This is a genomic window from Streptomyces aurantiogriseus, from assembly GCF_014649375.1.
Classification (GTDB): Bacteria; Actinomycetota; Actinomycetes; order Streptomycetales; family Streptomycetaceae; genus Streptomyces; species Streptomyces aurantiogriseus.
The window spans coordinates 38,612-63,446 of the sequence record NZ_BMSX01000017.1; the positions used below are offsets into that span (position 1 = coordinate 38,612).

A 24,835-nucleotide genomic window follows, 5' to 3' on the forward strand; every position below is an offset into this window, starting at 1 on the left:
CCGTATGTCCGGCGGGCCTCCTCTAACGTCGGCCACGCCACCTCGTCACTTACTGCAACGTAAGTACCTTACTTCAAAGTGGGTACTTTCGCTCAGTTAGCGCACTCCCTAGGGTTAGTGGCAGTCCCGCACACCCCCTAGGGAGTTCTGAACCATGAGCATCGTCGTCACCGGAGCCACCGGACAGCTCGGCCGCCACGTAGTAGAGCAGCTGCTGGAGAAGATTCCGGCGGAGCAGATCACCGCCGTCGTGCGCGACGAGGCCAAGGCCGCCGACTTCGCGGCCCGCGGCGTGAAGCTCGCGATCGCCGACTACAACGCCCCCGAGACCTTCGACGGCCTCTTCGCCGCCGGGGACAAGGTGCTGCTGATCTCGGGCAACGAGTTCGACAAGGGCCGCCCGCAGCAGCACCAGGTCGTCATCGACGCCGCGAAGGCGGCCGGGGTGGCGCTGCTGGCGTACACCAGCGCGCCGGGCAGCCTGACCGCCGCGCTGGCCGACGACCACCGCGCCACCGAGGAGGCCGTGCGCGCCTCCGGTCTGCCGTACACACTGCTGCGCAACGGCTGGTACCACGAGAACTACACCGAGAACCTCGCCCCGGTGCTCGAGCACAACGCCGTCGTCGGGGCCGCCGGTGAGGGCCGCGTCTCCTCCGCCTCCCGCGCGGACTACGCCGCCGCCGCGGTCGCCGTCCTGACCGGCGAGGGTCACGAGAACAAGACGTACGAGCTGGGCGGCGACGAGGCGTGGAGCTTCGCGGAGTACGCGGCCGAGCTGAGCCGGCAGACCGGCAAGGAGATCGCCTACAACGCCGTGTCCGTCGAGGCCTTCACCGGCATCCTGACGGGCGCCGGACTGCCCGGGCCGCTCGCCGCGATCCTCGCCGGTGTGGACGCGTCGATCGAGAAGGGCGAGCTGGTCGTCTCCACCGGCGACCTCTCCCGCCTGGCGGGCCGCCCGACCACCCCGCTCTCCGAGGCGATCACGGCCGCGCTCAAGGGCTGAGATCCACAGCCGCGCCCAAGGCCGCCCTCCGGCATCGAGGAGCCACGCTCAAGGGCCGCACTCCCCCCAAGGGGCCTTGAGCGACCCGACCCCCGTCTGTCATGACCGTATAGCGATACGGGCATGACAGACGGGGGCGCCCGGCGTTACCTTCGACCACGCATGCCCGCACGTGGGCGAACGGCGAGAAGGAGGGCCCGTGGCCGGGACGTCGAAGGGTGAGGGCCGGATAGGCCTGCTGAACGGCTTCGCGGCGTACGGGATGTGGGGCCTGGTCCCGCTGTTCTGGCCCCTCCTCAAGCCCGCCGGGGCGGTGGAGATCCTCGCCCACCGCATGGTGTGGTCCCTCGTCTTCGTCGCCGCCGCGCTGGTCGTCGTCCGGCGCTGGGCATGGGCGGGTGAGCTGCTGCGGCAGCCCCGCCGGCTCGGGCTCGTCGCCGTCGCCGCGGCTGTCATCACGGTCAACTGGGGCGTCTACATCTGGTCCGTGAACAGCGGGCATGTCGTCGAGGCGTCCCTCGGGTACTTCATCAACCCGCTGGTCACCATCGCCATGGGCGTGCTGATCCTCAAGGAGCGGCTGCGTCCCGTGCAGTGGACGGCGGTCGGCATCGGCTTCGCCGCCGTGCTCGTCCTCACCATCGGATACGGCCGCCCGCCGTGGATCTCCCTCTGCCTCGCCTTCTCCTTCGCCACCTACGGGCTGGTGAAGAAGAAGGTCAACCTGGGCGGCGTCGAGTCGCTGACCGCCGAGACCGCGATCCAGTTCCTGCCCGCCCTGGGCTTCCTGCTGTGGCTGTCCGCCGACGGCGGCTCCACCTTCGCGAGCGAGGGCGCCGGACACGCCGCCCTCCTCGCCTCCACCGGCATCGTCACCGCACTCCCCCTCGTCTGCTTCGGCGCGGCGGCGATCCGCGTCCCGCTGTCCACGCTGGGCCTCCTGCAGTACCTGGCGCCGGTCTTCCAGTTCCTGCTCGGCGTCCTCTACTTCCACGAGGCGATGCCGCCCGAGCGCTGGGCCGGCTTCGCCCTCGTCTGGCTGGCGCTGATCCTGCTGACCGGCGACGCCTGGCGCTCCGCGCGGAGGCCGAGGGAGCGGGTGAGCGTGCCCGACGCGGCGAGGACCGACTCGGCTCCCGTGGACGCGTGACACTCCGGCACTCCGGCACTCCGACACTCCGTTCCGGCAATTCACTTGGCCACGGGTGCGCACAGCCACTAGGAGTGGTCGGCATGACACAGACACCCGCACCCGTGCACTGGAAGCTCGTCCTCGACTGCGCCGACCCGCACGCGCAGGCCGATTTCTGGGCCGCCGCGCTGCACTACGAGGTCGAGGACAACAGCGCCCTCGTCGAGCGGCTGCTGGAACTGGGCGCGCTGCCGGGCGAGGCGACGGTGGAGTTCCACGGCCGCCCGGCCTTCCGGGACCTGATCGCCGTACGGCATCCCGAGGACCCGTTCGACGCGGACAGCGGCACCGGGCTGGGGAGGCGGCTGCTGTTCCAGCGGGTGCCGGAGGCGAAGACGGTCAAGAACCGGCTCCATCTCGATCTGCATCCCGGCGAGGAGCGGCGCGCGGGCGAGGTCGAACGGCTGGCGGGGCTGGGGGCGAGCGTGCTGCGGGAGGTGAAGGAGCCGTCCGGGGCGTGGGTGTTGATGGCGGACCCGGAGGGGAACGAGTTCTGCGTGCACTGAGCAACGAGCGGGGAGCTCCGCTGTCCGGATGCCTGAACTCCCTGTCCGGATAGCGCTCTTGACGGAGAGTTGGCCACAGCTTCACCATCCAGACACCCCATTCACTGTGGGTTCCCTGTGGCAACCCATGGGGAGCCCCTCTGGAACTCGGAGCCCCCCACCATGAAGCTCTCCGTTTCCGGGCGGGCGTCGGCGGCCGCCGCCGTCGCGGCCGTCACGCTGCTCGCCACCGGGTTCACAGCCGGCGCGGCGCCCGCCTCCGAACCCGTCGCGGTCACCGCCGCGCCCGACATACCGGTTGCCAACGTCAAGGCGCACCTGACCGAGCTGCAGTCCATCGCCACCGCCAACGGCGGCAACCGCGCCCACGGCCGCGCCGGCTACAAGGCCTCCCTCGACTATGTGAAGGCCAAGCTGGACGCCGCCGGATTCACCACCACGATCCAGCAGTTCACCGCGTCCAGCCGGGTCGGCTACAACCTGATAGCCGACTGGCCCGGCGGCGACACCAACCAGGTCGTCATGGCCGGCTCGCACCTCGACAGCGTCAGCTCCGGCGCCGGCATCAACGACAACGGCACCGGTTCCGCGGCCGTCCTGGAGGCCGCGCTCACCGTGGCCCGCACCGACTACCAGCCCACCAAGCACCTGCGGTTCGCCTGGTGGGGCGCGGAGGAACTGGGCCTGGTCGGCTCGCGGTACTACGTCAACAACCTGTCCGCCGCGAACCGCGCCCGGATCAGCGGCTACCTCAACTTCGACATGATCGGCTCACCGAATCCCGGCTACTTCATCTACGACGACGACCCGGCCATCGAGAAGACCTTCAAGGACTACTTCACCGGCATCGGCGTCCCGACGGAGATCGAGACCGAGGGAGACGGGCGCTCCGACCACGCGCCCTTCAAGAGCGCGGGCGTCCCGGTCGGTGGCCTGTTCACCGGGGCCAGCCGCGCCAAGACGGCGGCGCAGGTGGCCAAGTGGGGCGGTACGTCCGGGCAGGCCTTCGACCGCTGCTACCACTCGTCCTGCGACACCACCGCCAACGTCAACGACACGGCCCTGAACCGCAACGCGGACGCGCTCGCGCACGCGGTGTGGACGCTGTCGCAGTAGCCGCCGACGGGCCGCCAGGGCTCAACCCCGCTGCTGCGCACCCGCGTTGCGGGCCCGCTCGGCCAGCCGGGTCATGCGGGCGCGCGCCGACTCCAACTGCTCGACGTCGTCGGCCGCCGGACCCTCCTCGGTGGTCAACTCCGTCCACAGGCCGAGGAGTTCGGTCCCGAGGTTGAGCCCCTGGAAGGGGTCGCGTACGGCACGCCAGGCCGCCGCCGCGCTCTGGACGTTGCCGTACGCGGCCTCGGCGTCGCGGGTGCGGCGGCCGATGCGGGCCAGGTCGAGGGAGAGGTGGAAGGAGCGGAGCGGGTCACCGGCCAAGTAGGCGATGTACGCGGTGAGTTCGCGCAGCCTGAGCACCTCGGGGTGCTCCGGCCCCAGCGTTCCCGAGGCCTCCGTCACGGTCTGCTCCGCGAGCGCCGCCGCTGTCTCTATCCGGCCCGCCCGCACGGCCTCGTTGATCCGCGCCATCGGTTCCCCGAGGAGGGCGGGACCGCCGTCCTTGCCGGGGAGACTGCGGGGGTCGTCCCCGAGTACGGCCTCCGCGACGGCGTCGAAGCCACGGGCGGGGGTCGGCTTGGAGTCGGGGTCGAGGCCGAGGTCGAGGCCGAGGCCGAGGCCGGAGTCGGCCTTCGGGTCGAGGAGGGGGGCCGGTTCGGGGTCGGGGACGGGGGCAGGCTCGGAGTCCGGGGTGCGGTGGGCCTCCGGGTCCGGCGGCGCGTCCATCGTGGGAGGCGGGCCGAAGACACCCGTCGGAGCGCTGACCGTGCCGGGGGCCGGGACGTCGGAGGCCGGGATGTCGGAGGCGCGGATGTCGGAGGCCGGGATGTCGTCCCACGGCTCCGGCACCGTGCGCAACGGGAAGGTGGGAGCCGGTTCCTTCACCGGTTCCTTCACCGGTTCCGGCACCGGAGTCGACGCCGGTGCCGATGTCGACGCCGATTCCGGCACGGTGCGCAGGAAGTGCGTGGCCTTGTCGCGCTGCGGCTGCGCGGACGGTTCCTGAACGGGAGCGGCTGACGGGGCAGGATCGGCCTCAGGGGCGGAAGCGACAGGAGCGGCAGCAGGTCCGGTCTCCCTCGGCGGACCCACCCGCAGCGGCTCCCCCGTGAAGTGGCTGGAACCGTCCGGGTCGACGCGCAGCGGAACGACGTACCCGATGCGCTCGTCGTGGACCGTGGCGACGACCGGATGACCCGTGGCGAGGGCGATGCGGTGGAGGTGGCCCAGGACGGCGTGCTGGATCTCCTGACCGTCGGCCGCGACGACGGGCACTCCGCCGATCGTCGCCGTCCCGCCCCCGGGGACGTGCACGTCGAGCGGCGCCACCACGGCGGCCGGCCGCCCGGCCTGCTGCTGTTCCCGCTTCTTCTCGCGGCTCAGTCGCGACATCGGTTCCCTCACTCGAACGCTCATCACCCGTGCACGCACACGTACACGTAGTGTTGAGTCTCTCCGCTCGCTCCCGGTCCTCACGTCACCACGACGTCACAGCCTCGTTCCAAGGGCGGCCGACACGACCGGCGGGCGCGGGGAGAGGACGAGGTCGAGGAGAGGTACGGATCATGCGGACGACGGACGGGCAGCGCGGGCCGGAGATCTGGATCCGCGGACCGGTGGCCACACCGGAGCCGGTACCGGGGCCGTACGAGTCCGTCGCCGCCTCCGCCGCCACCTCCCGGCGCTTCTCCTGGCTCGCCACGCACGGCGGCGCCGGCACCTCCACGCTCGCCTCCGTCTACGGCGGCCACGACTGCGGACGCGACTGGCCCGGCCCGGACGCCCCCTCGTCCGTCCTCCTCGTCGCCCGGACCCACGCGACCGGCCTGGAGTCCGCGCTACGGACCCTGGAAGTCTTCCGGCGCGGCGAGGCCCCGCCCGGCCTCGACCTGGAGGCGGTCGTCCTGGTCGCGGACGCCCCGGGCCGGCTGCCCCGCCCCCTCGCCCACCGAATTCACCTGATCGAGTCAGCCATCGACGTGTACCGCGTCCCCTGGGTCCCCTCCTGGCGCCTCGGCGACCTCTCCGGCACCCCGCCCCGTGAAACGGACCCACTGTCCCGCCTGACGGGCGCGCCGACTCGGCGGACCCGCTGACGCCGCGGGCGCGTGAGGGGTCGGACGGGGGAACCGAGGGGCGGCGGGGAGCCGGGGAAGCGTCGGCGGGGTCGGCGCCCGCGGCTGCCGTCGAGATCGCCGCCGCTGTGCGGGAGGGGCGGTTGGGGGCCGGCGAGGTCGTCGGCGCGGCGTTGGAGCGGATCCGGCGGGCCGACCGGGAGTTGTGTGCGTTCGTCGAGGTGTGGGAGGAGGAGGCTCCGGCCTGGGCGGAAGAGGTCGACGGGCGGGTCGCCGCGGGTGAGTGGTTGCCGCTGGCCGGGGTGCCGATCGGGGTCAAGGGACGGCACGGGCTGCGGGCGGCGGGGCCGTTGATCGACGCCGGATGCGTGCCGGTGGGGAGGACCGCCGTGCCCGGTCCCGGAACTCCCTGGCAGACCTGGGGACTTGGCGCCCATGGCCGCACCGTCAACCCCTGGCGCGCCGACCGTACTCCGGGCGGTTCCTCGGCCGGTTCCGCGGCGGCGGTCGCGGCCGGCCTGGTCCCGCTCGCGACCGGCAGCGACGGGGCGGGCTCGGTGCGGATCCCGGCGGCCTGGTGCGGGATCGTCGGCCTGAAGGTGACGGGCGGCCGGTTCGCGTCGGCCGACCGTACGGGGCTGGCGGCGCCGGGCGTACTCGCGCGGTACGCGGCGGACGCGGAGGCGTACTGGCGGGTGATGGCGGGCGCGGCTGCCGCCGATGCGACCGGCTCACCCACGGGCACCCCTGGATCACTCGCCGAGGCGACCGGACCGCTCACCGGCACCCCTGGATCACTCGCCAAGGCGACCGGCTCACCCACCGGCACCCCTGGATCACTCGCCGAGGCGACCGGACCGCTCACCGAGGTGGCAGGGTCACTCACCGACGTGCCCTGTCCGCCCACCGCCGTCTTCTCCCCCGACCTCGGTTTCGCCGACCCCGCCCCGGAGCCCCTGGCCCTCGCCCGTGCCGCCGTCGGGCGTCTCGTGGACGCCGGTGTCGTACGGCTGCTGCGGGACGAGGTGCCGTTGCGACTGGAGGATCCCGCACCCGCCTGGCTCGCGCTTCGCGCGCCGGGGGCCGAGGCCGATGCGGTCCTCCGGGGTGTCAACGACCGGCGGCTGGCTCACCTCTTCGCGCGGGCCGACCTGCTGCTGACCCCTACGACCCCTCATCCCCCGCACGGCCACGAAGGGCCCGGCGAGCGCTACTCGACGGCGTTCACCTGGGCGTTCAACCTCAGCGGGCACCCGGCGATCAGCATTCCGGCGGGGGTCGGCGCGGACGGCTGCCCAGCCGGGCTTCAGGTGGTGGCGGCGCACGGAAGGGAAGCGCTTCTGCTGGCCGTCGCGGCGGCCGCGGAGGCGGAGACCGGGGTCCTCGTGCCCCCTGGTGCGAGTAGTTGCACGCACATATAATGCAGATGCGCTCTATCGTCGTACGCCGACAATCCTGGGGGATCGAGCCATGACCAACCGCCGTTTCCTGTTCGTGCTGGGCAGCAGCCGCAGTGAGGGCAACACCGAACTGCTGGCCCGGGAGGCCGCCGAACAACTGCCCGCCGACGCCGAGCAGGAGTGGATCAGCCTCGCCGAGCACCCGCTGCCCGACTTCGAGGACCTGCGCCACGACAGCGACCACGTCCGCCCCACCGAGGGCAACGCGGCCCTGCTGCTCGACGCCACGCTCGCGGCGACGGACATCGTGATCGCCTCGCCGCTGTACTGGTACACGCTCTCCGCCCACACCAAGCGCTACCTGGACCACTGGTCGGGGTGGCTGCGCACCCCCGGCCTCGACTTCAAGCCCAGCCTCGCCGGGCGCACCCTGTGGGGCGTGGCCACGCTCGCGCACGAGGAGGCGGTGGTCGCCGACCCGCTGATCGACGCACTGCACCACTCGGCCGCCTACATGGGGATGCGGTTCGGCGGGGTGCTGCTCGGCAACGGCAGCAAGCCGGGTGACGTGCTGAGGGACACGGAGGCGCTGGCGCGCGCGAAGACGTTCTTCGCGCGGGAGGCGCCTTTCGCGCGCTTCCCCTACGAGACGGAATGATCCCGGCCGCTTCCCTGCGCCTGCCCCTGCCCCCGCCCCCGCCCTGGGCCCGGCCGGCTACGCGGTGATGTCCTTCGCCGTGAACCGCGCCCAGGCCGCCGAGCCGAACACGGCCACGTACAGGGCCTGCAGGCCGAGGTTCTTCCGCAGCTCGTCCCAGTAGACGGGGTCGCGCATCAGGTCGGCGAAGGACAGCCAGTAGTGGGAGAACAGGTACGGCTGGATCGCGTGCAGTTGCGGGATCTGGTCGAGGATCTGGACGGTGGTCAGCAGGCCGACGGTCGTCGCCATCGCCGCGATGCCGCTGTTGGTGAGCGTGGAGACGAACAGGCCGAGCGCGGCCACGCCGAGCAGGGAAGCGGCGACGACCAGGGCGATCAGCAGGGCTCTGACCAGGCCGTCGGCGAGGCTGATGCGGGTGCCGGAGATGGTGGTGAGATCGCCGAGCGGGAACAGCAACGCGCCGACCGCGAGCGCCGAGACCGCGACGACGAGGGTGGCCAGCAGGCAGAAGGCCACGGTGGTCGCGTATTTGGCGAGCAGGAGGCGGGTGCGGCCGGCGGGGGCGACGAGGAGGTAGCGCAGGGTGCCGGCGTTCGCCTCACCGGCGACCGCGTCGCCCGCGATGACGCCGACGGCCATCGGCAGGAAGAACGGGAGCGTCGCCGCCAGCGCCGTGAACACCAGGAACAGGCCGTTGTTGGTGATCTGCGCCATGAACGCCGGCCCCTCACCGCCACCACCCTGCTGTCCGGCCGTCGAGCCGTCCTCCGTCTCGATCTTCACGGCGATCCCGACGAGGATCGGCACGGCGGCCAGCACACCCAGCAGGGCGAGGGTGCGCCAGCGGCGGAGGGTGGTGACGAACTCGCTGCGGAAGAGGCCGAGGGTCCACAGGGGGGAGGGCTTGGCGACGGCGGCCCTCTCCGCCTCCACGAGATCAACCTGCGACATCGAACCCCTCCCCCGTGAGTGCCACGAACGCGTCCTCCAGGGAGGCCCGTTCCACGCCGAAGCCGCGTACGCGGACGCCTGCCGTCACCAACGCGGTGTTGAGGTCGGCCAGTTCGCGGTCGCCGGGCTCGCCCGTGACCCGGTCCTCGGAGACGACTACGTCGCCGATGCCCTGTTCCTTCAGCACGCGGGCCGCGTCCGCCGTGTCCGGCGTGGTCACGACGAGCCGGCCCCGTGCCCGGGCGGCCAGGTCGGCGACCGGGCCCTGGGTGAGAAGGCGACCGCGTGCCATCACGGCCGCGTGGGTGCACACCTGCTCGATCTCGTCGAGGAGGTGGGAGGAGAGGAAGACGGTGGTGCCGTCGGCGGCCAACTCCCGGACGAGGACACGGATCTCACGCATCCCCTGCGGGTCGAGTCCGTTGGTCGGCTCGTCGAGGACGAGCAGTCGGCGAGGCTGGAGAAGGGCGGCGGCGAGGCCGAGGCGCTGCTTCATGCCGAGCGAGTACGCCTTGGCCTTCTTCCCGGCCGCGGCCGTCAGCCCGACCCGCTCCAGCGCCTCCGCGACGCGGGCACGCCGGGTGCGCGGATCCGCGGTCGGGTCGGCGGCGTCGTAGCGCAGGAGGTTGTCGCGGCCGGAGAGGAAGCCGTAGAGGGCGGGACCCTCGATGAGGGCGCCGACATGCGGCAGGACGGCGCGGGAGGCGTGCGGCATGGGCCGCCCCAGCACCCGCGCCGTGCCGGAGGTGGGCTCGATGAGGCCCATCAGCATGCGGATCGTGGTGGTCTTGCCGGAGCCGTTCGGACCGAGGAAGCCGAAGACGCTGCCCGCCGGGACGGCCAGGTCGAGGCCGTCGACGGCGAGCTGTCCGCCGCGGTAGCGCTTGGTGAGGGCACGGGTGTGGATGACGGTGTCGGTCGTGTCATCCGCACCCGCCGCCTCGGGCGCCGCCTCCGCCGCGTCGTCGTCCATCGGCTCCCCCGATCGTCGGTTCACGTCAGGGTACTTACTGCCCCGCGTTCGCCGCCTTCACCAGGGCGTCCTTGGTGACGGCGCCGGCGTACACCTTGCCGTCGTCCGTGACCAGGGCGTTGATCAGGCGGGTGGAGAAGACGGTGCCGGAGCCGAACTTGCCGGTGACCTTGTCGCCGAAGGAGTCCAGGAAGCCGCCGAGAGCGCCCGCGTCGGCCATGTCGCCGGAGGAGGGGACGCCTTCGCCGCCGGTGTCGAAGGTGGCGATGGAGGTCCAGCCCTCACCGAGGACGTTGAGACCGGCGAGGTCCCGGTCGAAGTCCTCCTCGGGGGCCTTGCCGGAGTGCCCGGGCGCCTCGGCCGCGTCACCGGCTTCCTCCTCGGTCACCTTCGCGCCCTTGGGCGGGGTGAAGTCGAAGGTGGAAGCGGCCGGCTTGGCGAAGCTGACCTGGGTGAAACCGGCGTCGACGACGGCGGCGCCGCCGCTGGTCGGGGTCAGCGTGAACTTCAGCGGCAGCCCGGTCTCGGCATCGACGGCCACGCTGATCGCACCGACGGTCGACCCCGACTGCTTGGGCTTGACCAGCAGCTTGTAGGCGTCCCGGCCGGCGACCTGGACGGTGCCGTCGACGGTGACGGAGGTGGTGTCGTCCACGGCCTTCAGGGCTTCTTCGGTGAGCTCCTTGGGCGTGGCGGGGACGGGCGTCTCGGCGTCCTTCGGGTCCTCACCCGCGGGGGCGGTGGAGTGGTACACCTCGTTCGAGGCGCTGTCGTAGCCCCACACGTCCTTGCCGTTGTGGATGACGCTGTACTCGGCGGCGTTCTCCAGCAGGGACAGCTTCTGCTTGTCCGGGCCGTCGGCGGCGACGCGCAGGGTGTGCGTGCCGGAGGCGAGTTCGGTGAGCTTGGCGGAGGGGTCGGCGGAAGAGCCGTCGCCTTCGCCGCCCGTGGCCCCGGAGAGCAGCCCGCTCTCCAACCCGCCCAGGTCGGGCAGGCCCAGATCGGTGGTGATCTTCACGGTGCCGGAGAGCTGCTGCACGTCCGAGGCGGCGATCTTCTCGATGAGCTGCTGTGCGCTGATCTTCGGCAGGTCGGGGTCGCCCGAGTCGGCGATCGCCGGGACGAGCCCGATCGTCGCCGCCGCGACACCCGCCACGGTGACCGGAACGACGTACCGCATGGCCTTGCGGCGCCCGACGCGCAGGTCGTCGGCCTCCCCGGCGTGCGTGCTGTCGTCGGATGCGTACGGTGCCATGTGTGCCTTACCTCCGTCGTCGGCGGCGGCTGTCATCTCGCGAACGTCCCCACTTCAAGCCGCCATTCTCACCCGAATCGGTGAGGAGTGGTGTTTTCCGTGGTTTCCATCTGACCAAATCAGCCGACCTCATACGTCAGCCCCGGGACTCAACTCCGTGTACGCCTCCGGTATGACACGGGGTGGGGGTGGGTGGAGGTGACCCGTAGGGGGTGGGGCAGGGAGTCGGACTTGCTGAACGTCCCCGCAGGACCGACTGACCGCGGAGACAGGGCCCAACTGGACGTCTGACGCAGAGTGCACGGACCCAAAGGGCTGCCCAAGGGGCGCGGGGCTGTCACTTCATGCGGCTCCGCCGCGCGGGCGAGGGGTGCAGAAGCGACTGCCCGCGAAGAGAGGGCTCAACTGGCCAACTGCCGACGAGCGCACGTGCCCAGGAGGATGTGAGGCGGTCACATCACGCGACTCCACCGCGCGGGAGCGCCCGGCCACCACCTGACCGGACCCTGACCGGGCTCATTGCCGGGGGGCTCCCCCGGCGGGGATGCGAGGGGCGGGGCCCTGTAGGGGTGCAGGGGACGGGGTCCCCGCAGGGGTACAGAGCACGCAGCCCCCGCAGGGGTGCAGGGGACGCAGCCCCCGCAGAGGCGCAGGGGACGCAGCCCCGCGGGGGTGCAGGGGACGGGTCCCCGCAGGGGACGCAGCCCCGCAGGGGTACAGGGGACGGGTCCCCGCAGGGGTGCAGGGGACGCAGTCCCGCGGGGGTGCAGGGGACGGGGTCCCCGCAGGGGTACAGAGCACGCAGCCCCCGCAGGGATACAGGGCACGCAGCCCCGCAGGGTCCGGGGCGGAGCCCCCGGGCTGTTCAAGCCCCGCTTCTCCACCTACCGAGTCGGGCGGGCGGGTGGGCGAACCCCCCAACGGGGTCCGGGGCGGAGCCCCGAGGCTTTTCGAGGGCCACCTCTCGAGAGACCGAGTCGGGCGGGCGGGTGGGCAAACTCACCCCGCCCGATGAACCACCGCATCACACAACTCCATCAGCGCAACCTTCGCATCACACTCCCGCAAGGGAGCCAACGCGGCCCGCGCCTCCTTCGCATACCGCACGGTGTCCGCCCGAGCCTGCTCCAGCGCCGGGTGGGCCCGCAGCGCGGCCAGCGCCTCCGCGTGCCGAGCGTCGTCACTCAGGTCGGAGTCCAGCAGCTCGCACAGCGCGACGTCCTCCGGCAGAGCCAGCCGTGCCGCCCGCTCCCGCAACCGCAGCACCGGCAGCGTGGGAATGCCCTCCCGCAGATCCGTGCCCGGCGTCTTCCCCGACTCGTGCGAGTCCGACGCGATGTCCAGCACGTCGTCCGCGAGCTGGAAGGCGACCCCCAGCCGCTCCCCGTACTGGGTCAGCACGTCCACGACCGTCTCGTCGGCCCCCGACATCATCGCCCCGAAGCGGCAGGACACCGCCACCAGCGACCCGGTCTTCCCGCCCAGCACATCGAGGTAGTGCTCGACCGGATCGCGCCCGTCCTGCGGCCCGGCCGTCTCCAGGATCTGCCCGGTGACCAGCCGCTCGAACGCCTCCGCCTGCACCCGCACCGCCTCGGGCCCGAGGTCGGCGAGGATGTGCGAGGCGCGCGCGAAGAGGAAGTCACCCGTGAGGACGGCGAGCGAGTTGCCCCAGCGGGCGTTGGCGCTGGGCACCCCGCGCCGTACCGTCGCCTCGTCCATCACGTCGTCGTGGTACAGCGTGGCGAGGTGGGTCAGCTCCACCACCACGGCCGACGGCACCACCCCGGGCGCGTACGGGTCCCCGAACTGCGCCGCGAGCATCACGAGCAGTGGCCGGAACCGCTTCCCGCCGGCCCGCACCAGATGCTGCGCGGCCTCCGTGATGAACGGAACCTCACTCTTGGTGGCCTCGAGCAAGCCTTCCTCGACAGCCGCCAATCCGGCCTGGACATCGGCTTCCAGAGCCTGGTCCCGCACGCTCAGCCCGAACGGCCCGACGACGGTCACGAGGAGTCTCCTGTCTGCTGGTGTCTGCTGGCGCTTACACGGTTTGTCGATAGGTCGCTGCCATCACTCGAGTCAGCGTATCCGGTCACCTTTCGATCACCGATAAGCCCCCACGTCCCCGGCCCTCACATCGCTCGACCGGGAGCTGCCCGGATCAGCCCGGGCGGCTTCGGATCACGACCGGTATGTTTCTGATCAGCCGATACGAACGGACATTTATCGACTCACCAGGAAGTAGTGATTCATGTCCCGCGCAGAGGTAGACGTCGAACCCGACGACCGGCCCCCTCCCCGCGAGGACCACTCCTTCCTCGGCCAGCCCCAGGGGCTGCTCACCCTCTGCGGCCTGGAGGTCTGGGAACGCTTCTCCTTCCTCGGCATGCAGGCCGTCCTGGTGCTCTACCTCGCCGACACGGTGGCGCACGGCGGTCTGGGCCTGCCGGCCGGAACCGCCGCCTCCGTCTCGGCGGCCTACGGCACCCTCGTGTACCTGGTCTCCGTCGCCGGCGGCTGGCTCGCCGACCGCGTCCTGGGTTCCTGCCGCGCGGTGCTGTGGGGCGGTGTCCTGATCACCTGCGGCCACTACGCCATGGCCGTGCCCGCGGCCGGCACGTCCTGGGTGGGCCTCGGCCTGGTCAGCGCGGGCACCGGCCTGCTCAAGCCCAACGTGGCCACCCTGACCGGCAAGCTGTACCGCACCGACGACGACCGCCGCGACGCCGGCTTCGCGCTCTTCTACACGGCGATCAACATCGGCGCCTTCGCGGGCCCGCTGATCACCGGCTGGCTCGGCGGCCACCAGGGCTGGCGCTGGGGCTTCTCGGCGGCCGCGATCGGTATGACGTTCGGCCTGATCCAGTACGTGACCGGCCGCCGTCACCTGGCCGGGCGAAAGCACACGGCGGAATTCGCCCTCGCGCCCGTCGCGATGCGCCTGGCGGTCCACAGAATCGCCTCCGGCCTCGTCGTCGCCACCGCCGTCGCCGTGCTGCTCGCGGCGGCCGGCTGGCTGACCCTGGACCGCTTCGTCGACCTGCTCACCCTCGTCTCGGTGCTCGCCCCGGTCGCCTGCTTCGCGGTGATGTTCGCCAGCCCCGGGGTGACCGAGGAGGAGCGCGGCCGGCTGCGCCCGTACGTCGTGCTCTTCCTGTCCTCGACGGTCTTCAACCTCATCCTGTTCCAGGCGTACTCCACGATGATGCTGCTGGCGTCGACGAACGCCGAGACGACGATCCTCGGCGTCGACTTCCCGGCGAGCTGGTACGCCTCCGCCCTGGGCGCCTTCGAGGTCGGCCTCGCCCCCCTCGTCGCGGCCCTGTGGCTGCGCATGGGCCGCGGCCAGCCGCACGCCTCGAACAAGATCGCCCTGGGCGTCGTCCTCGGCGGCCTGTCGTTCCTGCTCATGGTCCTGCCGACGTCCGCGCCCGCCTCCGGCGCCCCTCTGATGTCCGCCTGGTGGATCGTCGGCTCGTACCTGCTGCTCGGTCTCGGCGACGTCCTCCTGCAGACCTCCGGAATGTCGGCCGCCGCCAAGCTCGCCCCGGCGGCCTTCTCCAGCCAGACCATGTCCCTGTGGTTCCTCTCCCTGGCCCTCGCGGGCGGGATCCAGGCACAGACGGTGAAGCTCTACGACGACGTCTCCCCGTCGGCCTACTTCGGTGTCAACGGCGCGATCGCGGTCGCCGCCGGCCTGGCCGTCCTGGCCGCAGCCCCCTGGCTGCGCCGCACGATGCACCCCGTCCACTGAGCTCCGCCCCTTTACAAGGGACTTGGGATTTACGTCCGATTCGCCCCTCTTGTGAACGCGGGTGAGTTGGCTCACTTCGCGACAGGAGCGCACCTCGCACCGGAGGAAGTGATTCCGCTTTTTCCGCAAGCGAGTTGATGCTTGGCGAACGCAAAGGATCAAGTACCCCATACACCGCACATCAAGGTCAATACGGGTTTTCTGTGAATCCGGTACTTGTTCCCGACATGTGCTCTCGCATACGTTCCCGCCCAGTCGGGCAGACGCCTAATCCTGCCGCCGCCCGACCACCCATCGACGAACCACTCGCGCACGGCAGGAGCGGGGGACCCAGGCAGGCCGTCGGACGGTACGTCAGGCACGTACCGGACCGGCTTGGGGTGAAGCCGTGTCGCCGTATCCGTACGGCGGCCGGCCGGGCACCTCCCCGCCCGAACCCGACAGCTCACCCCGCAGGCGCCGGAGAGGAACATCCCCATGCCTGCTGCCGCTCAGCCCCGCCGCCGTTTCACCCGCGCCATCGCCGTCGCCTGCACCGGCGCCGCCGTGCTCGCCCTCCCGTTCATCGGCGCGACCGCCGCCTCCGCGGCCACCACCGAGACCCCGGCGACCACGCTCGCCGGGTACCCCAACAACCTCGACGGCTGGATCCGCCAGTCGCTCGCGATCATGGCCGAGAGAGGCATCCCGGGCACGTACAACGGGATCTACCGCAACATCATGCGCGAGTCCTCGGGCAACCCGAAGGCCATCAACCTGTGGGACTCCAACGCGGCCAAGGGCACCCCGTCCAAGGGCCTGCTCCAGGTCATCGACCCGACCTTCGCCGCGTACCACGTGCCCGGCACCTTGTACGACCCGTACGACCCGGTCGCCAACATCACGGCCGCCTGCAACTACGCGGCCGCACGGTACGGCTCGATCGACAACGTGTTCGGCCCGTACTGACCGGAACCTTCCCTAGGGGAAGAGGCGCTCGAGGACGACGGCCACGCCGTCGTCCTCGTTCGACGTCGTCACCTCGTCGGCCACGGCCCTGAGTTCGGGATGGGCGTTGGCCATCGCGACGCCGTGCGCCGCCCAGTCGAACATCGGGATGTCGTTGGGCATGTCACCGAAGGCGATCGTGTCCTGCGGCCTCAGCCCGAGGTGTTCGGCGGCCAGGGCCAGCCCCGTCGCCTTGGTGATGCCGCAGGGCTGGAGTTCCACCGTGCCCGGCCCCGACATGGTGACGGTCGCGAGCGAGCCGACCACCGAGCGGGCAGTCGCCGCCAACTCGTCGTCGGACAGCGTGGGATGGCGCAGCAGCACCTTGCTGATCGGCTCGCACCACAGGTCCTCGCGCGAGCCGACGCGCAGGGCCGGCAGGGTCGGGTGCGGCATCCGGTACCCCGGCTCGATGAGCGTCAGCCCGTCGACGCCGTCCTGGTCGACGGCCGCGTACACCTGCCCGACCTCCGCCTCGATCTTTTCGAGCGCGGTCCCGGCCAGCTCCCGGTCCAGGGTGACCGACCACAGCAGGCGGTCCGCGCCGGCGTCGTACAACTGCGCGCCCTGGCCGCACACCGCGAGCCCCCTGCTGCGCAGGTTCTCCAGCAGCGGCCGTACCCGGGGGGCCGGGCGGCCCGTCACCACCAGGTGGCGGGCACCGGCGTCCGCCACCCGCGCGAGCGCGTGAAGCGACCGGTCGGAGAAGGTGTCGTCGCCGCGGAGCAGCGTTCCGTCCAGGTCGGTGGCGATGAGGGAGTACGCGCAGCGCGCGGCAGATACGAGGGGTGCGGCCATGATCAGAGAATACGGATCCCGGCCGCTCCCAACTCACCGACCGTTCAGCCCCAAGTGGTGCCCGCGGGCTCCTTGATGGTGGTGTTGATGCGGTTGAACATGTTGGTGAGCGAGATGACGAGGATCAGCGCGGACACCTGCTTCTCGTCGAAGTGGTCGGCCACCTCGTCCCACAGCGCGTCCGGCACGGACTCGTGCGAGCGGTCCGCGAGACGGGTGACCGCCTCGGTCAGCTGCAGCGCGGCGCGCTCGGCGGCGTCGTAGAAGGGCGCCTCCCGCCAGGCGGCGACGGAGTCGATGCGCTCCTCGCTCGCGCCCGCCTTGCGCAGGTTCTGCACGTGCCCGTGGACACAGGCACTGCAGCCGTTGATCTGGCTGGCGCGCAGCCCGACGATCTCCGCCAGTTCCTGCGGGAGGCCGCCCTCGCCGATGGCCTGGAAGATCGTGCCGATGCCCTTCAGGGCGCCGGGGAGGACGTACGCGGGGTTCTTCATCCGAGCCTGCATGGCCGGTCTCCTTCGGCGAGTGCGTGTGCTTGCCGGTCGCTTTCACTGCACTGACGGAGCGGGCGCGGGAGATGTGACAGGGCGGAGAAAGGAATCTGCGGGCAAAGAGACCGTGGGGGGAGAAACGGCTTTCTGCCGCAACGCCGGGTACAGGCCGGTTAAAGGCCTCTGCACCAGTTGGCAACAACATGCTCCGCTACCTACCGCCCGAACTGTCTGGAGCGGTACCGTCCAAGGGTCCAGGGGGGACTTGATCGGGGGGTCAGGTTGAGCAGTGGACGTATTCGTGTGCTCAGGCCGGAGGATCTGGGCGAGGGGGAACGGGAGCGGTGGCGTGCGCTGCGCGCCGCCTCGACGGTCCCGCGCAACCCGTTCATGGAACCGGAGTTCGCCGATGCCGTGGGCCGCGTACGGTCCCGCGCGCGGGTGGCGGTGGTGTACGAGGGGCGCGAGCCGGTCGGCTTCCTGCCCCATGAACGCGGCCGGCTCGGCCAGGGCCAGGCCCTCGCGTACGGCGTCTCGGACGCCCAAGGAGCCGTGTTGAGCCCCGGAATCGGGCTGAACGCGGACGAACTGATGCGGGCCTGTTCGCTGTCGAGCTTCGCCTTCGACAACCTGGAGGCGGAACAAGAACTGTTCACTTCGCAGGCGGCCGCCGAGTACGCGGCCTACGTCATCGACGTGGAGAAGGGGTACGAGACCTACGAGTCCGTGCTGCGGGCGCAGTCGCCGAAGTTCCTGAAGACGACCCTCGCCAAGGAGCGCAGGCTCGGCCGCCAGGTGGGCGAGCTGCGGTTCGTGTTCGACGAACGCGACCCGGCCGCGCTGCGCGCGCTCATGGCGTGGAAGTCGGCGCAGTACCGCAGGACCGGCCGCCGGGACCGGTTCGCACAGGAGTGGATCACCCGGCTCGTGGACACGCTCGCCGAGACGCGCGCCCCGGAGTGCTCCGGCACGCTGTCCGTTCTGTACGCCGGGGAGCGGCCGATCGCCGCGCACTTCGGGCTGCGCTCGGCAAGCGTCCTGGCCTGCTGGTTCCCGGCGTACGACACGGAGTTCTCGAAGTACTCGCCCGGTCTGGTGCTGCATCTGCGGATGGCCGAGGCGTCGGCCGCCGAGGGCATCGGCCTGCTCGACCTGGGGCGGGGAGCGGCCGAGTACAAGGACTCGCTGAAGACGGGTGAACTGCCCGTCTACGAGGGAGCGTGGACGCGTCCGGGGGCGGGCGCCGCGCTCTACTGGCTCAGTCGTGAGCCCGCCCGCCGTGCGCACCACTTCGTGCGCGGGCGGCCGAGGCTCGCGGCGGCGGCCGCACGGATTCTGAAGAGCGCGGGCCGGCTGCGCCGGTCGCAAGAGGTCGTGACAGGTCCTGAGGGGGCCTGACGGGTCCTGAGAGGTCCTCAGAGGTCGCGACTGGTCGTGCCCGGGGGAGGGCTCATGGCTGGGGAGGGTTCATGACAGGGGGAGGGTTCATGTCCCGCGCACCACATGCGGAGCAGGAGATCCGGCGGTTCCTCGACATCAGACCGGTTCAGGTCGCCGAGCTGGAGCTGGGGGCCGCCGAGGCGGAGGGCGTCGAGACGGAAGGCGTCCGGGCGGGAGCCGGCGAGGCGAGCCTCAGACCCGGTCCCGGCAGCCCGCCCGTCACGCACGGTGAGGTGTTCCTGCTGGTCAGGAAGGGTGGTCGGCCGGTCGGGACGCTGCTCGGGCGGGTCTCGGAGGGCACCGACCCGAAGACGGTGCTGGCCGGCCTGGCCCGAGAGCGGTTCGCCGAGGAGCCGGCGGGGGCCGTCACGGCACCCCCCGTCCCCTACGCCAGCGTCGTCATCGCCACCCGGGAACGGGCCGACCGCCTCGCCCACGCGCTCGACTCGATGCTCGCCCAGGACCACCCGGACTTCGAGATCGTCGTCGTCGACAACGCGCCGGTGACGGACGCGACCCGGGATCTGATCGAACGCAAGTACGCCGAGCGCGTGCGGTACGTGACCGAGCCGGTGCCCGGTCTCGCCGTCGCCCACAACAAGGGCGTCGAGGCCGCGCGCGGCGAGGTCGTCGCCTTCACCGACGACGACGTGGTCGCCGACCCGCGCTGGCTGACGGAACTCACCGCGCCCTTCGCCGCCGACCCCGGCCTCGGCTGCGCCACCGGCCTGATCCTGCCGGCCCGGCTGCGCACACCGGCCCAGGTGCTGCTGGAGAGCCACGGCGGCTTCGCGAAGGGCTTCACGCCACGCACGTACGACCCCGCCGACCCACCTGCCGACGAGCCCCTGTTCCCGTTCACGGCGGGCCGGTTCGGCTCCGGCGCCAACATGGCCTTCCGGACCGACGTGCTGCGCGCGGTCGGCGGCTTCGACCCGGCGACGGGTGCGGGGACGCTCGCGCGCGGCGGCGACGACCTCTACGGCTTCGTCCGCGTCCTCGCCCAGGGCCACCGCCTGCACTACACCCCGCAGGCCCTGGTCTGGCACCACCACCGGGAGACCTGGCGCGACCTGGAGACCCAGGCCTACGGCTACGGCGCCGGCCTCACCGCCTATCTGACCGCCATCCTGGTCAACCGTCCCGCCCTTCTCCCCGCCTTCCTCACCCGCCTGCCCCGCGGCCTGGCCCACGCCCGCTCCCTGACCGCGACCCGTGACTCGGACACGGGCACCGCACCGGGCGACCACGACGCCCGAACCCATCCCTGGCCACGCCGCCTCTCCCGGCTCCAGCGCAGGGGAATGGCCTACGGACCACTCGGCTACCTGCGTGCCCGACGAGCACTGCGATCGGCTCTGGCCTCCGGGGGGTCACGATGAAGGGGGCGGAGGGCGGCAGAGGCGGCATAGGCGGGGCGGGGGATCCGGTGACCGGGGGGAGCAACCCGGTGGCAGGGGGGAGCGACCCGGTGACCGGGGGAAGCAACCCGGTGACCGGGGACAGCAACCCGGTGGCAGGGGGAAGCATCCCCGTCTTCCTGTACCACGCCGTGATGGAGGATCCGCCCGACTGGATCGCGGAGTTCACCGTCACCCCGAAGGTGTTCGCCGCGCATCTCGACGCCGTCGTCGACAGCGGCCGTACGCCCGTCACGGTCAGCGCGCTCGCCGCTCATCTCGCCGGGCGGGCGCCGCTGCCCGCCCGGCCGGTGCTGCTGACCTTCGACGACGGCTTCGCCGACCTGCCGGGGCCGACCGCCGAGGCGCTGGCCGGGCGGGGGCTGGCCGCCACCGCCTACCTCACCACCGGGGCCATCACGCCGGGCGGGCGCAGCCTGCTGCCGCCCGCCCCGATGATGACCCTGGACCAGGCGGCGGGGCTGGAGCAGTACGGCATGGAGGTCGGCAGCCACACCGTCACTCACGCCCAGCTCGACACCCTGCCGCCCCGGGACCTGGCGCGTGAACTGCGCGACTCCCGGGCCGTGTTGGAGGACGCGCTGGGGCACGGCATCCGCCATCTCGCCTACCCGCACGGCTACAACAGCGGCCGGGTACGGCGCATGGCGGCCGCCGCCGGCTACGAGACGGCCACCGCCGTACGGCACGCCCTCAGCTCGGACCGGGACGAGCGGTACCGCATCGCCCGGCTCATCGTGCGACAGAGCCACACCGTCGCCGACGTCGAGGACTGGCTTGCGGGCCGGGGTGCCCGGATCGCGCCGTACCGCGACAGCGCGAAGACGGTCGGCTGGCGGTGGTACCGCCGCGCCCGCGCCGTCGTGCGGGGCCCCGTCTTCGCCGGCTGAGCCGGGGTGCGTGGGCAATCGTCACAGCGGAGACGAGTCCGGCTGTTTTGGTGTGAAAAGCAGAGGTAATTCCTATACTTGGCCTGGGGGAGGGAGCCTCAGCGTGCAGTCACATGTGCCCGTACCGGCCACTGAGAGCAGCGTGCCGCCCACCCCCGGCCTCGACACCGGCCCGGGGCGCCCGGGCCGGACCGCCGACGGTGACCGCAGATCCTGGCGGATCGCACCCCGTCCACCCGACGCCGGCCTGCTGACGCTGCTGCTCGCCGCCGGACTGTGGGTGTACGCACTGCCGCGCATCGGCTTCCGGGAGATGGGCGACTACGGCCTGCTGGACCGCCTCCCGACCGCCTACTACCTCTCGTTGCTGGTCCTCACCGCGGGCTTCGTCCTCAGTCTGCGGCGCGCGGGCACCGCGCCCTGGTGGCCGGCCGCGCACTGCGCCGCGCTGCTGTTCGCGCTCAAGGCGCCACCGGCGGTGCTGTACGACGCGGTGCGCTACCCCTGGGCCTCCAAGCACGACGCCGTCGTCAACACGCTGCTCGCCAACGGCGAGTTGAGACCGAACGCGGCGCTGTCGGGCAACATGTCCGCGTACGACCAGTGGCCGGGCTTCTTCACGCTCAACGCGGGCCTGGTGCGCGCCTTCGGCGTGGAGAGCGCCGCCGCGTACGCCAACTGGGCACCGATCGTCGTCGGCCTGCTCATGATGCCGGTGCTCGTCCTGATCTACCGCACCTTCTGCGACGACTGGCGGCTGGTGTGGACCGCCGTCTGGATCTTCCAGCTCGCCAACTGGGTGGGTCAGGACTACTTCGCCCCTCAGGCGCTCGCGTACCTGCTGCATCTGACGGTCCTCGCGGTGGTGCTGCGGCACTTCGTGCGGCCCGGTTCCGCCGGACGGCTGCGCGACCGCACCTTCCTCGACCATGCGGCCGCCACCGTGCCGCCGCCCACGACGAACAAGCAGCGCGCGGTCTGCGTGGTGATCCTCGCCCCGCTGATCGCCGCCATCAACGCCACGCACCAGCTCACCCCGGTGATGCTCTGCGTCGGTCTGCTCGCGCTCAACCTCACCCGCCGTTACCGCAACTACGGGCTGCTGGTCGTCGCCGGGCTGCTGATGCTCACCTGGGACCTGACCATGGGGCGCCCGCTGTTCGTCGAGACGCTCTCCACCCTCAAGGAGTCGATCGGCGAGCTGACGCAGAACTCCCGCGCGGGCTACGCGGGCCAGCTCACCGGGCCCGGCCCCGAACTCGCCGGCACCGCCAATGTGCTGATGGTGCTCGCGGTCGCCGCCCTCGCCGGGACCGCCGTCGTGCTGCGGCGCCGGCTGACCCGCAGCGCGCTGCCGCTGCTGCTGGTGTCGGCCGCCCCGGTACCGCTGTTCGCCGTCAACGACTACGGCGGCGAGATGCTCTTCCGTGTCTACCTGTTCGCACTGCCCGGAGCGGCCTTCTTCGCCGCCGCCGCTCTCGTGCCGGCCGTCGCGGGGGCCCACCGCAGCAGGGCGAAGGCGCTGTGGCGCAGGGCCGCGGCCTTCGTGCTGCCTGCCGTCCTGCTGGTGCTGCTGGCCGGCTTCCTGCCGTCGTACTACGGCAAGGAGAAGATGTACTACACGCCGCCCGAGGAGACCGCGCTGGTCACCCGGGCCCTCGACAAGGCCCCCGACGGCTCGCTGATCCTCGCCACCACCGGTTCCTTCCCGCAGGCGCTCCACCGCTACGACCGTATCGAGCACTGGTTCTTCGCCGAACAGGAGCTGCCCGAGAACGAGAAGATGCTGAAGGACCCGGCCGGTTACCTCGCCGACGGGATCCCGCCGGGCACCAGGGCGTACGTCATCCTCACCCGCACCCAGGACATCTACACCGCCGGAGAGGGCCTGTTGCCGGCCGGCGGCTTCGAGACCCTGCGTTCGAAGCTGTCCGCTTCGCCGCTCTTCAGGACCGTCGAGAGCCATCCGTACGGCGTTGTCCTGGAGTACCGCCCGGCCACCCCATGAACGACTCCGACGCATGACCGCGCCCCATGACCACAAGGTGATCGAAGTGACGACGAAGGCCAGCCAGGTCGGTCAGATCAGTCAGGTCGGCCCATGAACACCACACACTCCGAGGACACGGGCAACGAGGACACGGGCAACGAGGACATCGGCAACAAGGACATCGGCAACGCGGATGTCGGCAACGCCGAAGAGGCCAGGGACACCAGGGTCACATCGACGCACCTCAGAGTCCTCGTCGCGGCCTCGGGCTGGGTCGCGCTGGCCGCCACCGCCGTACCCGGCCCCTCACCCCTGCGCTGGATCCCGGTGCTGCTCTTCATCCTGTTCGGCCCGGGCTGCGCGGCGCTGTATCCACAGCCGGGCGGGCTGGCCTCCGGCGCCAGGCTGGAGGCCGTCGCGCTCGCCGCGCCCATCAGCCTCTCCCTCGGCGTGCTCACCGCCACCTCGCTGTTCCTGGTGGAGAGCTTCTCGATGACCGCCTTCCTCTTCTGGCTCGCGGGCTTCACCACGTTCACCGCGTTCCTGCCGGGGCTGCCACTGCCCGCCGCACGGCGCGGTGCGGTAGAACGCGCCGAACGCGGACCTTTAGGCGGTAGTGGCACATGACGGGACAGCACCGGCTGCGCGGGCCACGCAAGCCGTCCGAGTCGCGCGGGGTGATGGACATGGGCGGCGCGAAGCGCACCTACACGGCCGTCGTACTGGTGGCGGTGGCCGCGCTGATCGCCGGGCTCGGCATCTGGGCAGGCCGCTCCGAGGACCCGGAGTCCTCCGGGAACTCCCTGCCCGGCAACGCGGCCTCGGGCGCGCTGCCCACCGGTCCCTGCGCTCCCACCGACGCACTGGTTCCGCCCTGCGGCGCCTGGTGGGGCGCCCATGTGCCGTACGCGGAGAACGGCTCGCTCAAGGACGCCGTGCTCGGCTTCGAGAAGCGGATCGGCCGCAAGCTCGACCTCGTCTACAACTACCACGACATGTCGGGCACCGAGCTCGACGGACAACTGCTCACCCCCGACGAGCAGGAGCTCGGCAAGGACAGGCTGCTCATGCTGGCCTGGGAGTCCACCGTCTGGACCGAGCCGCACCACGAGAACTGGACGGAGACCCAGCTCGGCTGGAAGAACATCGCCTCGGGGAAGCTCGACAAGGAGATCCTCGATCCGCAGATCCGGCGCATCAAGGCCTACGGCAAACGCGTCTTCGTCTCCTTCGACCAGGAGACCGACGCCCGCATCAAGGAAGGCGCGGGCACCCCGGAGGAGTTCGTCGCGGCATGGCGCCATCTTCACGACCGGTTCCGTGAACTGGGTGCCGACAACGTCGTGTGGGTGTGGACCGTCTCCGGCTACCTCGGCAGCGCGAACGACATGAAGGCGCTGTATCCCGGGGACGAGTACGTCGACTGGATCGCCATGGACCAGTACAACTACTACCAGTGCCACGACACCTCCGACTGGAAGGACTTCCTGCGCAGCCAACAGCCCAGCTACGAATGGCTGCGCGCGAACGTCACCGACGGCAAGCCGGTGATGCTCGCGGAGTTCGCCACCGCGCCCGACGCCGACAACCCGCTGCGCCAGCGCGACTGGTACACCCAGATCCCCGCCGCCGTGAAGAAACTGCCGGAGGTGAAGGCGCTGGTGCACTGGAACCGGCCTACTTCCGAGAAGGCCGCGTGCGATCTGACCGTCGACGACGGTCCGGGGCTCGAGGGCTACCGGGAGGCAGGGAAGAACGGCTACTTCCACCAGCCGGTGCCGCCCCGCTGACGCTGACGCTGCGGGTGCTGGTGCAGGTGCGGGTGCGGGTGCGGGGAGGGACAGCATCTTGCCTGCCTCGGCCCGCGGCCGACGGCTGGGACTGACGACCGGGGCTTGCGGCTGGGACTGACGGCTGAGACTG

The 24,835-nt window shown here is 71.5% G+C and carries 22 protein-coding genes and 1 riboswitch; of the genes, 15 read left to right on the plus strand and 7 right to left on the minus strand.

Features of this window, described 5'->3' with window-relative positions:
* Nucleotides 1-154: 154 nt before the first annotated feature.
* The 4 genes from IE263_RS31170 (at nt 155) to IE263_RS31185 (ending at nt 3,823) form a co-directional block, all read left to right on the plus strand.
* Nucleotides 155-1,009 carry an SDR family oxidoreductase gene (locus IE263_RS31170; RefSeq protein WP_189941190.1) on the plus strand — a complete coding sequence of 285 codons (855 nt, stop codon included), beginning with the start codon at nt 155-157 and terminating at the stop codon, nt 1,007-1,009.
* A 199-nt stretch (nt 1,010-1,208) separates the two neighbouring features.
* Nucleotides 1,209-2,159, plus strand: coding sequence for an EamA family transporter RarD (gene rarD, locus IE263_RS31175; protein ID WP_189941191.1), 951 nt, complete (start codon nt 1,209-1,211; stop codon nt 2,157-2,159).
* A gap of 83 nt (nt 2,160-2,242) precedes the next feature.
* Nucleotides 2,243-2,707: a VOC family protein gene (locus IE263_RS31180; protein WP_189941192.1), complete on the plus strand. Its 465-nt coding sequence runs from the start codon at nt 2,243-2,245 to the stop codon at nt 2,705-2,707.
* 162 nt (nt 2,708-2,869) lie between these two features.
* Nucleotides 2,870-3,823 carry a M28 family metallopeptidase gene (locus tag IE263_RS31185; protein WP_189941193.1) on the plus strand — a complete coding sequence of 318 codons (954 nt, stop codon included), beginning with the start codon at nt 2,870-2,872 and terminating at the stop codon, nt 3,821-3,823.
* 21 nt (nt 3,824-3,844) lie between these two features.
* Here IE263_RS31185 and IE263_RS31190 read toward each other — a convergent pair whose 3' ends face one another.
* Nucleotides 3,845-5,215, minus strand: coding sequence for a tetratricopeptide repeat protein (locus tag IE263_RS31190; protein WP_189941194.1), 1,371 nt, complete (start codon nt 5,213-5,215; stop codon nt 3,845-3,847).
* Nucleotides 5,216-5,388: 173 nt separating this feature from the next.
* Here IE263_RS31190 and IE263_RS31195 point away from each other — a divergent pair, with 173 nt between their 5' ends.
* From IE263_RS31195 to IE263_RS31205, 3 genes are all read left to right on the plus strand, one after another.
* The gene (locus IE263_RS31195) at nt 5,389-5,919 is read left to right on the plus strand and encodes a DUF6668 family protein (protein WP_189941195.1); all 531 of its coding nucleotides are present in this window, start codon (nt 5,389-5,391) and stop codon (nt 5,917-5,919) included.
* 122 nt (nt 5,920-6,041) lie between these two features.
* Complete coding sequence (locus IE263_RS31200) at nt 6,042-7,319, plus strand: amidase family protein (RefSeq protein ID WP_229911265.1); 1,278 nt, start codon at nt 6,042-6,044, stop codon at nt 7,317-7,319.
* A 49-nt stretch (nt 7,320-7,368) separates the two neighbouring features.
* A complete protein-coding gene (locus tag IE263_RS31205; protein WP_189941196.1) occupies nt 7,369-7,956 on the plus strand; it encodes a flavodoxin family protein in 588 nt (195 codons plus the stop codon).
* Nucleotides 7,957-8,013: 57 nt separating this feature from the next.
* Here IE263_RS31205 and IE263_RS31210 read toward each other — a convergent pair whose 3' ends face one another.
* From IE263_RS31210 to IE263_RS31225, 4 genes are all read right to left on the minus strand, one after another.
* Entirely contained in the window at nt 8,014-8,910 is an 897-nt protein-coding gene (locus IE263_RS31210; RefSeq protein ID WP_189941197.1) for an ABC transporter permease, read from the minus strand.
* Complete coding sequence (locus tag IE263_RS31215) at nt 8,897-9,883, minus strand: ABC transporter ATP-binding protein (RefSeq protein ID WP_189941358.1); 987 nt, start codon at nt 9,881-9,883, stop codon at nt 8,897-8,899. Before IE263_RS31215 ends, IE263_RS31210 begins: the two co-directional genes overlap by 14 nt.
* Before the next feature lie 34 nt (nt 9,884-9,917).
* Nucleotides 9,918-11,138, minus strand: coding sequence for a LolA family protein (locus IE263_RS31220; RefSeq protein WP_189941198.1), 1,221 nt, complete (start codon nt 11,136-11,138; stop codon nt 9,918-9,920).
* Between the two features lie 999 nt (nt 11,139-12,137).
* Nucleotides 12,138-13,148 (minus strand): polyprenyl synthetase family protein, encoded by a 1,011-nt coding sequence (locus IE263_RS31225; RefSeq protein WP_189941199.1) that lies wholly within the window; start codon nt 13,146-13,148, stop codon nt 12,138-12,140.
* Nucleotides 13,149-13,392: 244 nt separating this feature from the next.
* Here IE263_RS31225 and IE263_RS31230 point away from each other — a divergent pair, with 244 nt between their 5' ends.
* Together IE263_RS31230 and IE263_RS31235 are read left to right on the plus strand one after the other, a co-directional pair.
* On the plus strand, nt 13,393-14,895 hold the full coding sequence (locus IE263_RS31230) for a peptide MFS transporter (RefSeq protein ID WP_189941200.1): 1,503 nt from the start codon (nt 13,393-13,395) through the stop codon (nt 14,893-14,895).
* A 293-nt stretch (nt 14,896-15,188) separates the two neighbouring features.
* Nucleotides 15,189-15,369, plus strand: a riboswitch (cyclic di-AMP (ydaO/yuaA leader).
* A 3-nt stretch (nt 15,370-15,372) separates the two neighbouring features.
* Nucleotides 15,373-15,843, plus strand: a complete 471-nt coding sequence (locus IE263_RS31235) for a transglycosylase SLT domain-containing protein (protein WP_189941201.1) — start codon at nt 15,373-15,375, stop codon at nt 15,841-15,843.
* A 12-nt stretch (nt 15,844-15,855) separates the two neighbouring features.
* On the opposite strand, the gene IE263_RS31240 is transcribed toward IE263_RS31235, so the two are convergent.
* Both IE263_RS31240 and IE263_RS31245 read right to left on the minus strand, forming a co-directional pair.
* The gene (locus IE263_RS31240; protein WP_189941202.1) at nt 15,856-16,680 is read right to left on the minus strand and encodes an HAD family hydrolase; all 825 of its coding nucleotides are present in this window, start codon (nt 16,678-16,680) and stop codon (nt 15,856-15,858) included.
* A 44-nt stretch (nt 16,681-16,724) separates the two neighbouring features.
* Nucleotides 16,725-17,186 (minus strand): carboxymuconolactone decarboxylase family protein, encoded by a 462-nt coding sequence (locus IE263_RS31245; protein WP_189941203.1) that lies wholly within the window; start codon nt 17,184-17,186, stop codon nt 16,725-16,727.
* 288 nt (nt 17,187-17,474) lie between these two features.
* Here IE263_RS31245 and IE263_RS31250 point away from each other — a divergent pair, with 288 nt between their 5' ends.
* The 6 genes from IE263_RS31250 to IE263_RS31275 all read left to right on the plus strand — a co-directional run bounded on the left by IE263_RS31250 (nt 17,475) and on the right by IE263_RS31275 (nt 24,702).
* Entirely contained in the window at nt 17,475-18,569 is a 1,095-nt protein-coding gene (locus tag IE263_RS31250; RefSeq protein ID WP_189941204.1) for a GNAT family N-acetyltransferase, read from the plus strand.
* An 89-nt stretch (nt 18,570-18,658) separates the two neighbouring features.
* Nucleotides 18,659-19,993, plus strand: coding sequence for a glycosyltransferase family 2 protein (locus IE263_RS31255; protein WP_189941205.1), 1,335 nt, complete (start codon nt 18,659-18,661; stop codon nt 19,991-19,993).
* A gap of 173 nt (nt 19,994-20,166) precedes the next feature.
* On the plus strand, nt 20,167-20,922 hold the full coding sequence (locus tag IE263_RS31260) for a polysaccharide deacetylase family protein (RefSeq protein ID WP_189941359.1): 756 nt from the start codon (nt 20,167-20,169) through the stop codon (nt 20,920-20,922).
* Between the two features lie 103 nt (nt 20,923-21,025).
* Nucleotides 21,026-22,930 (plus strand): hypothetical protein, encoded by a 1,905-nt coding sequence (locus IE263_RS31265; protein WP_229911266.1) that lies wholly within the window; start codon nt 21,026-21,028, stop codon nt 22,928-22,930.
* Nucleotides 22,931-23,023: 93 nt separating this feature from the next.
* The gene (locus tag IE263_RS31270; RefSeq protein ID WP_229911267.1) at nt 23,024-23,539 is read left to right on the plus strand and encodes a DUF1616 domain-containing protein; all 516 of its coding nucleotides are present in this window, start codon (nt 23,024-23,026) and stop codon (nt 23,537-23,539) included.
* Entirely contained in the window at nt 23,536-24,702 is a 1,167-nt protein-coding gene (locus IE263_RS31275) for a glycoside hydrolase family 26 protein (RefSeq protein ID WP_229911268.1), read from the plus strand. Before IE263_RS31270 ends, IE263_RS31275 begins: the two co-directional genes overlap by 4 nt.
* The last annotated feature ends 133 nt before the right edge of the window (nt 24,703-24,835 follow it).

Coding starts and splice junctions, on each gene's coding strand:
- IE263_RS31210 (WP_189941197.1), bottom strand. CDS start 8,910: ATGTCGCAGGTTGATCTCGTGGAGGCGGAGAGGGCCGCCGTCGCCAAG.
- IE263_RS31260 (WP_189941359.1), top strand. CDS start 20,167: ATGGAGGATCCGCCCGACTGGATCGCGGAGTTCACCGTCACCCCGAAG.
- IE263_RS31215 (WP_189941358.1), bottom strand. CDS start 9,883: ATGGACGACGACGCGGCGGAGGCGGCGCCCGAGGCGGCGGGTGCGGAT.
- IE263_RS31195 (WP_189941195.1), top strand. CDS start 5,389: ATGCGGACGACGGACGGGCAGCGCGGGCCGGAGATCTGGATCCGCGGA.
- IE263_RS31275 (WP_229911268.1), top strand. CDS start 23,536: ATGACGGGACAGCACCGGCTGCGCGGGCCACGCAAGCCGTCCGAGTCG.
- IE263_RS31270 (WP_229911267.1), top strand. CDS start 23,024: ATGAACACCACACACTCCGAGGACACGGGCAACGAGGACACGGGCAAC.
- IE263_RS31240 (WP_189941202.1), bottom strand. CDS start 16,680: ATGGCCGCACCCCTCGTATCTGCCGCGCGCTGCGCGTACTCCCTCATC.
- IE263_RS31185 (WP_189941193.1), top strand. CDS start 2,870: ATGAAGCTCTCCGTTTCCGGGCGGGCGTCGGCGGCCGCCGCCGTCGCG.
- IE263_RS31180 (WP_189941192.1), top strand. CDS start 2,243: ATGACACAGACACCCGCACCCGTGCACTGGAAGCTCGTCCTCGACTGC.
- IE263_RS31230 (WP_189941200.1), top strand. CDS start 13,393: ATGTCCCGCGCAGAGGTAGACGTCGAACCCGACGACCGGCCCCCTCCC.
- IE263_RS31190 (WP_189941194.1), bottom strand. CDS start 5,215: ATGTCGCGACTGAGCCGCGAGAAGAAGCGGGAACAGCAGCAGGCCGGG.
- IE263_RS31235 (WP_189941201.1), top strand. CDS start 15,373: ATGCCTGCTGCCGCTCAGCCCCGCCGCCGTTTCACCCGCGCCATCGCC.
- IE263_RS31255 (WP_189941205.1), top strand. CDS start 18,659: ATGTCCCGCGCACCACATGCGGAGCAGGAGATCCGGCGGTTCCTCGAC.
- IE263_RS31170 (WP_189941190.1), top strand. CDS start 155: ATGAGCATCGTCGTCACCGGAGCCACCGGACAGCTCGGCCGCCACGTA.
- IE263_RS31205 (WP_189941196.1), top strand. CDS start 7,369: ATGACCAACCGCCGTTTCCTGTTCGTGCTGGGCAGCAGCCGCAGTGAG.
- IE263_RS31220 (WP_189941198.1), bottom strand. CDS start 11,138: ATGGCACCGTACGCATCCGACGACAGCACGCACGCCGGGGAGGCCGAC.
- IE263_RS31245 (WP_189941203.1), bottom strand. CDS start 17,186: ATGCAGGCTCGGATGAAGAACCCCGCGTACGTCCTCCCCGGCGCCCTG.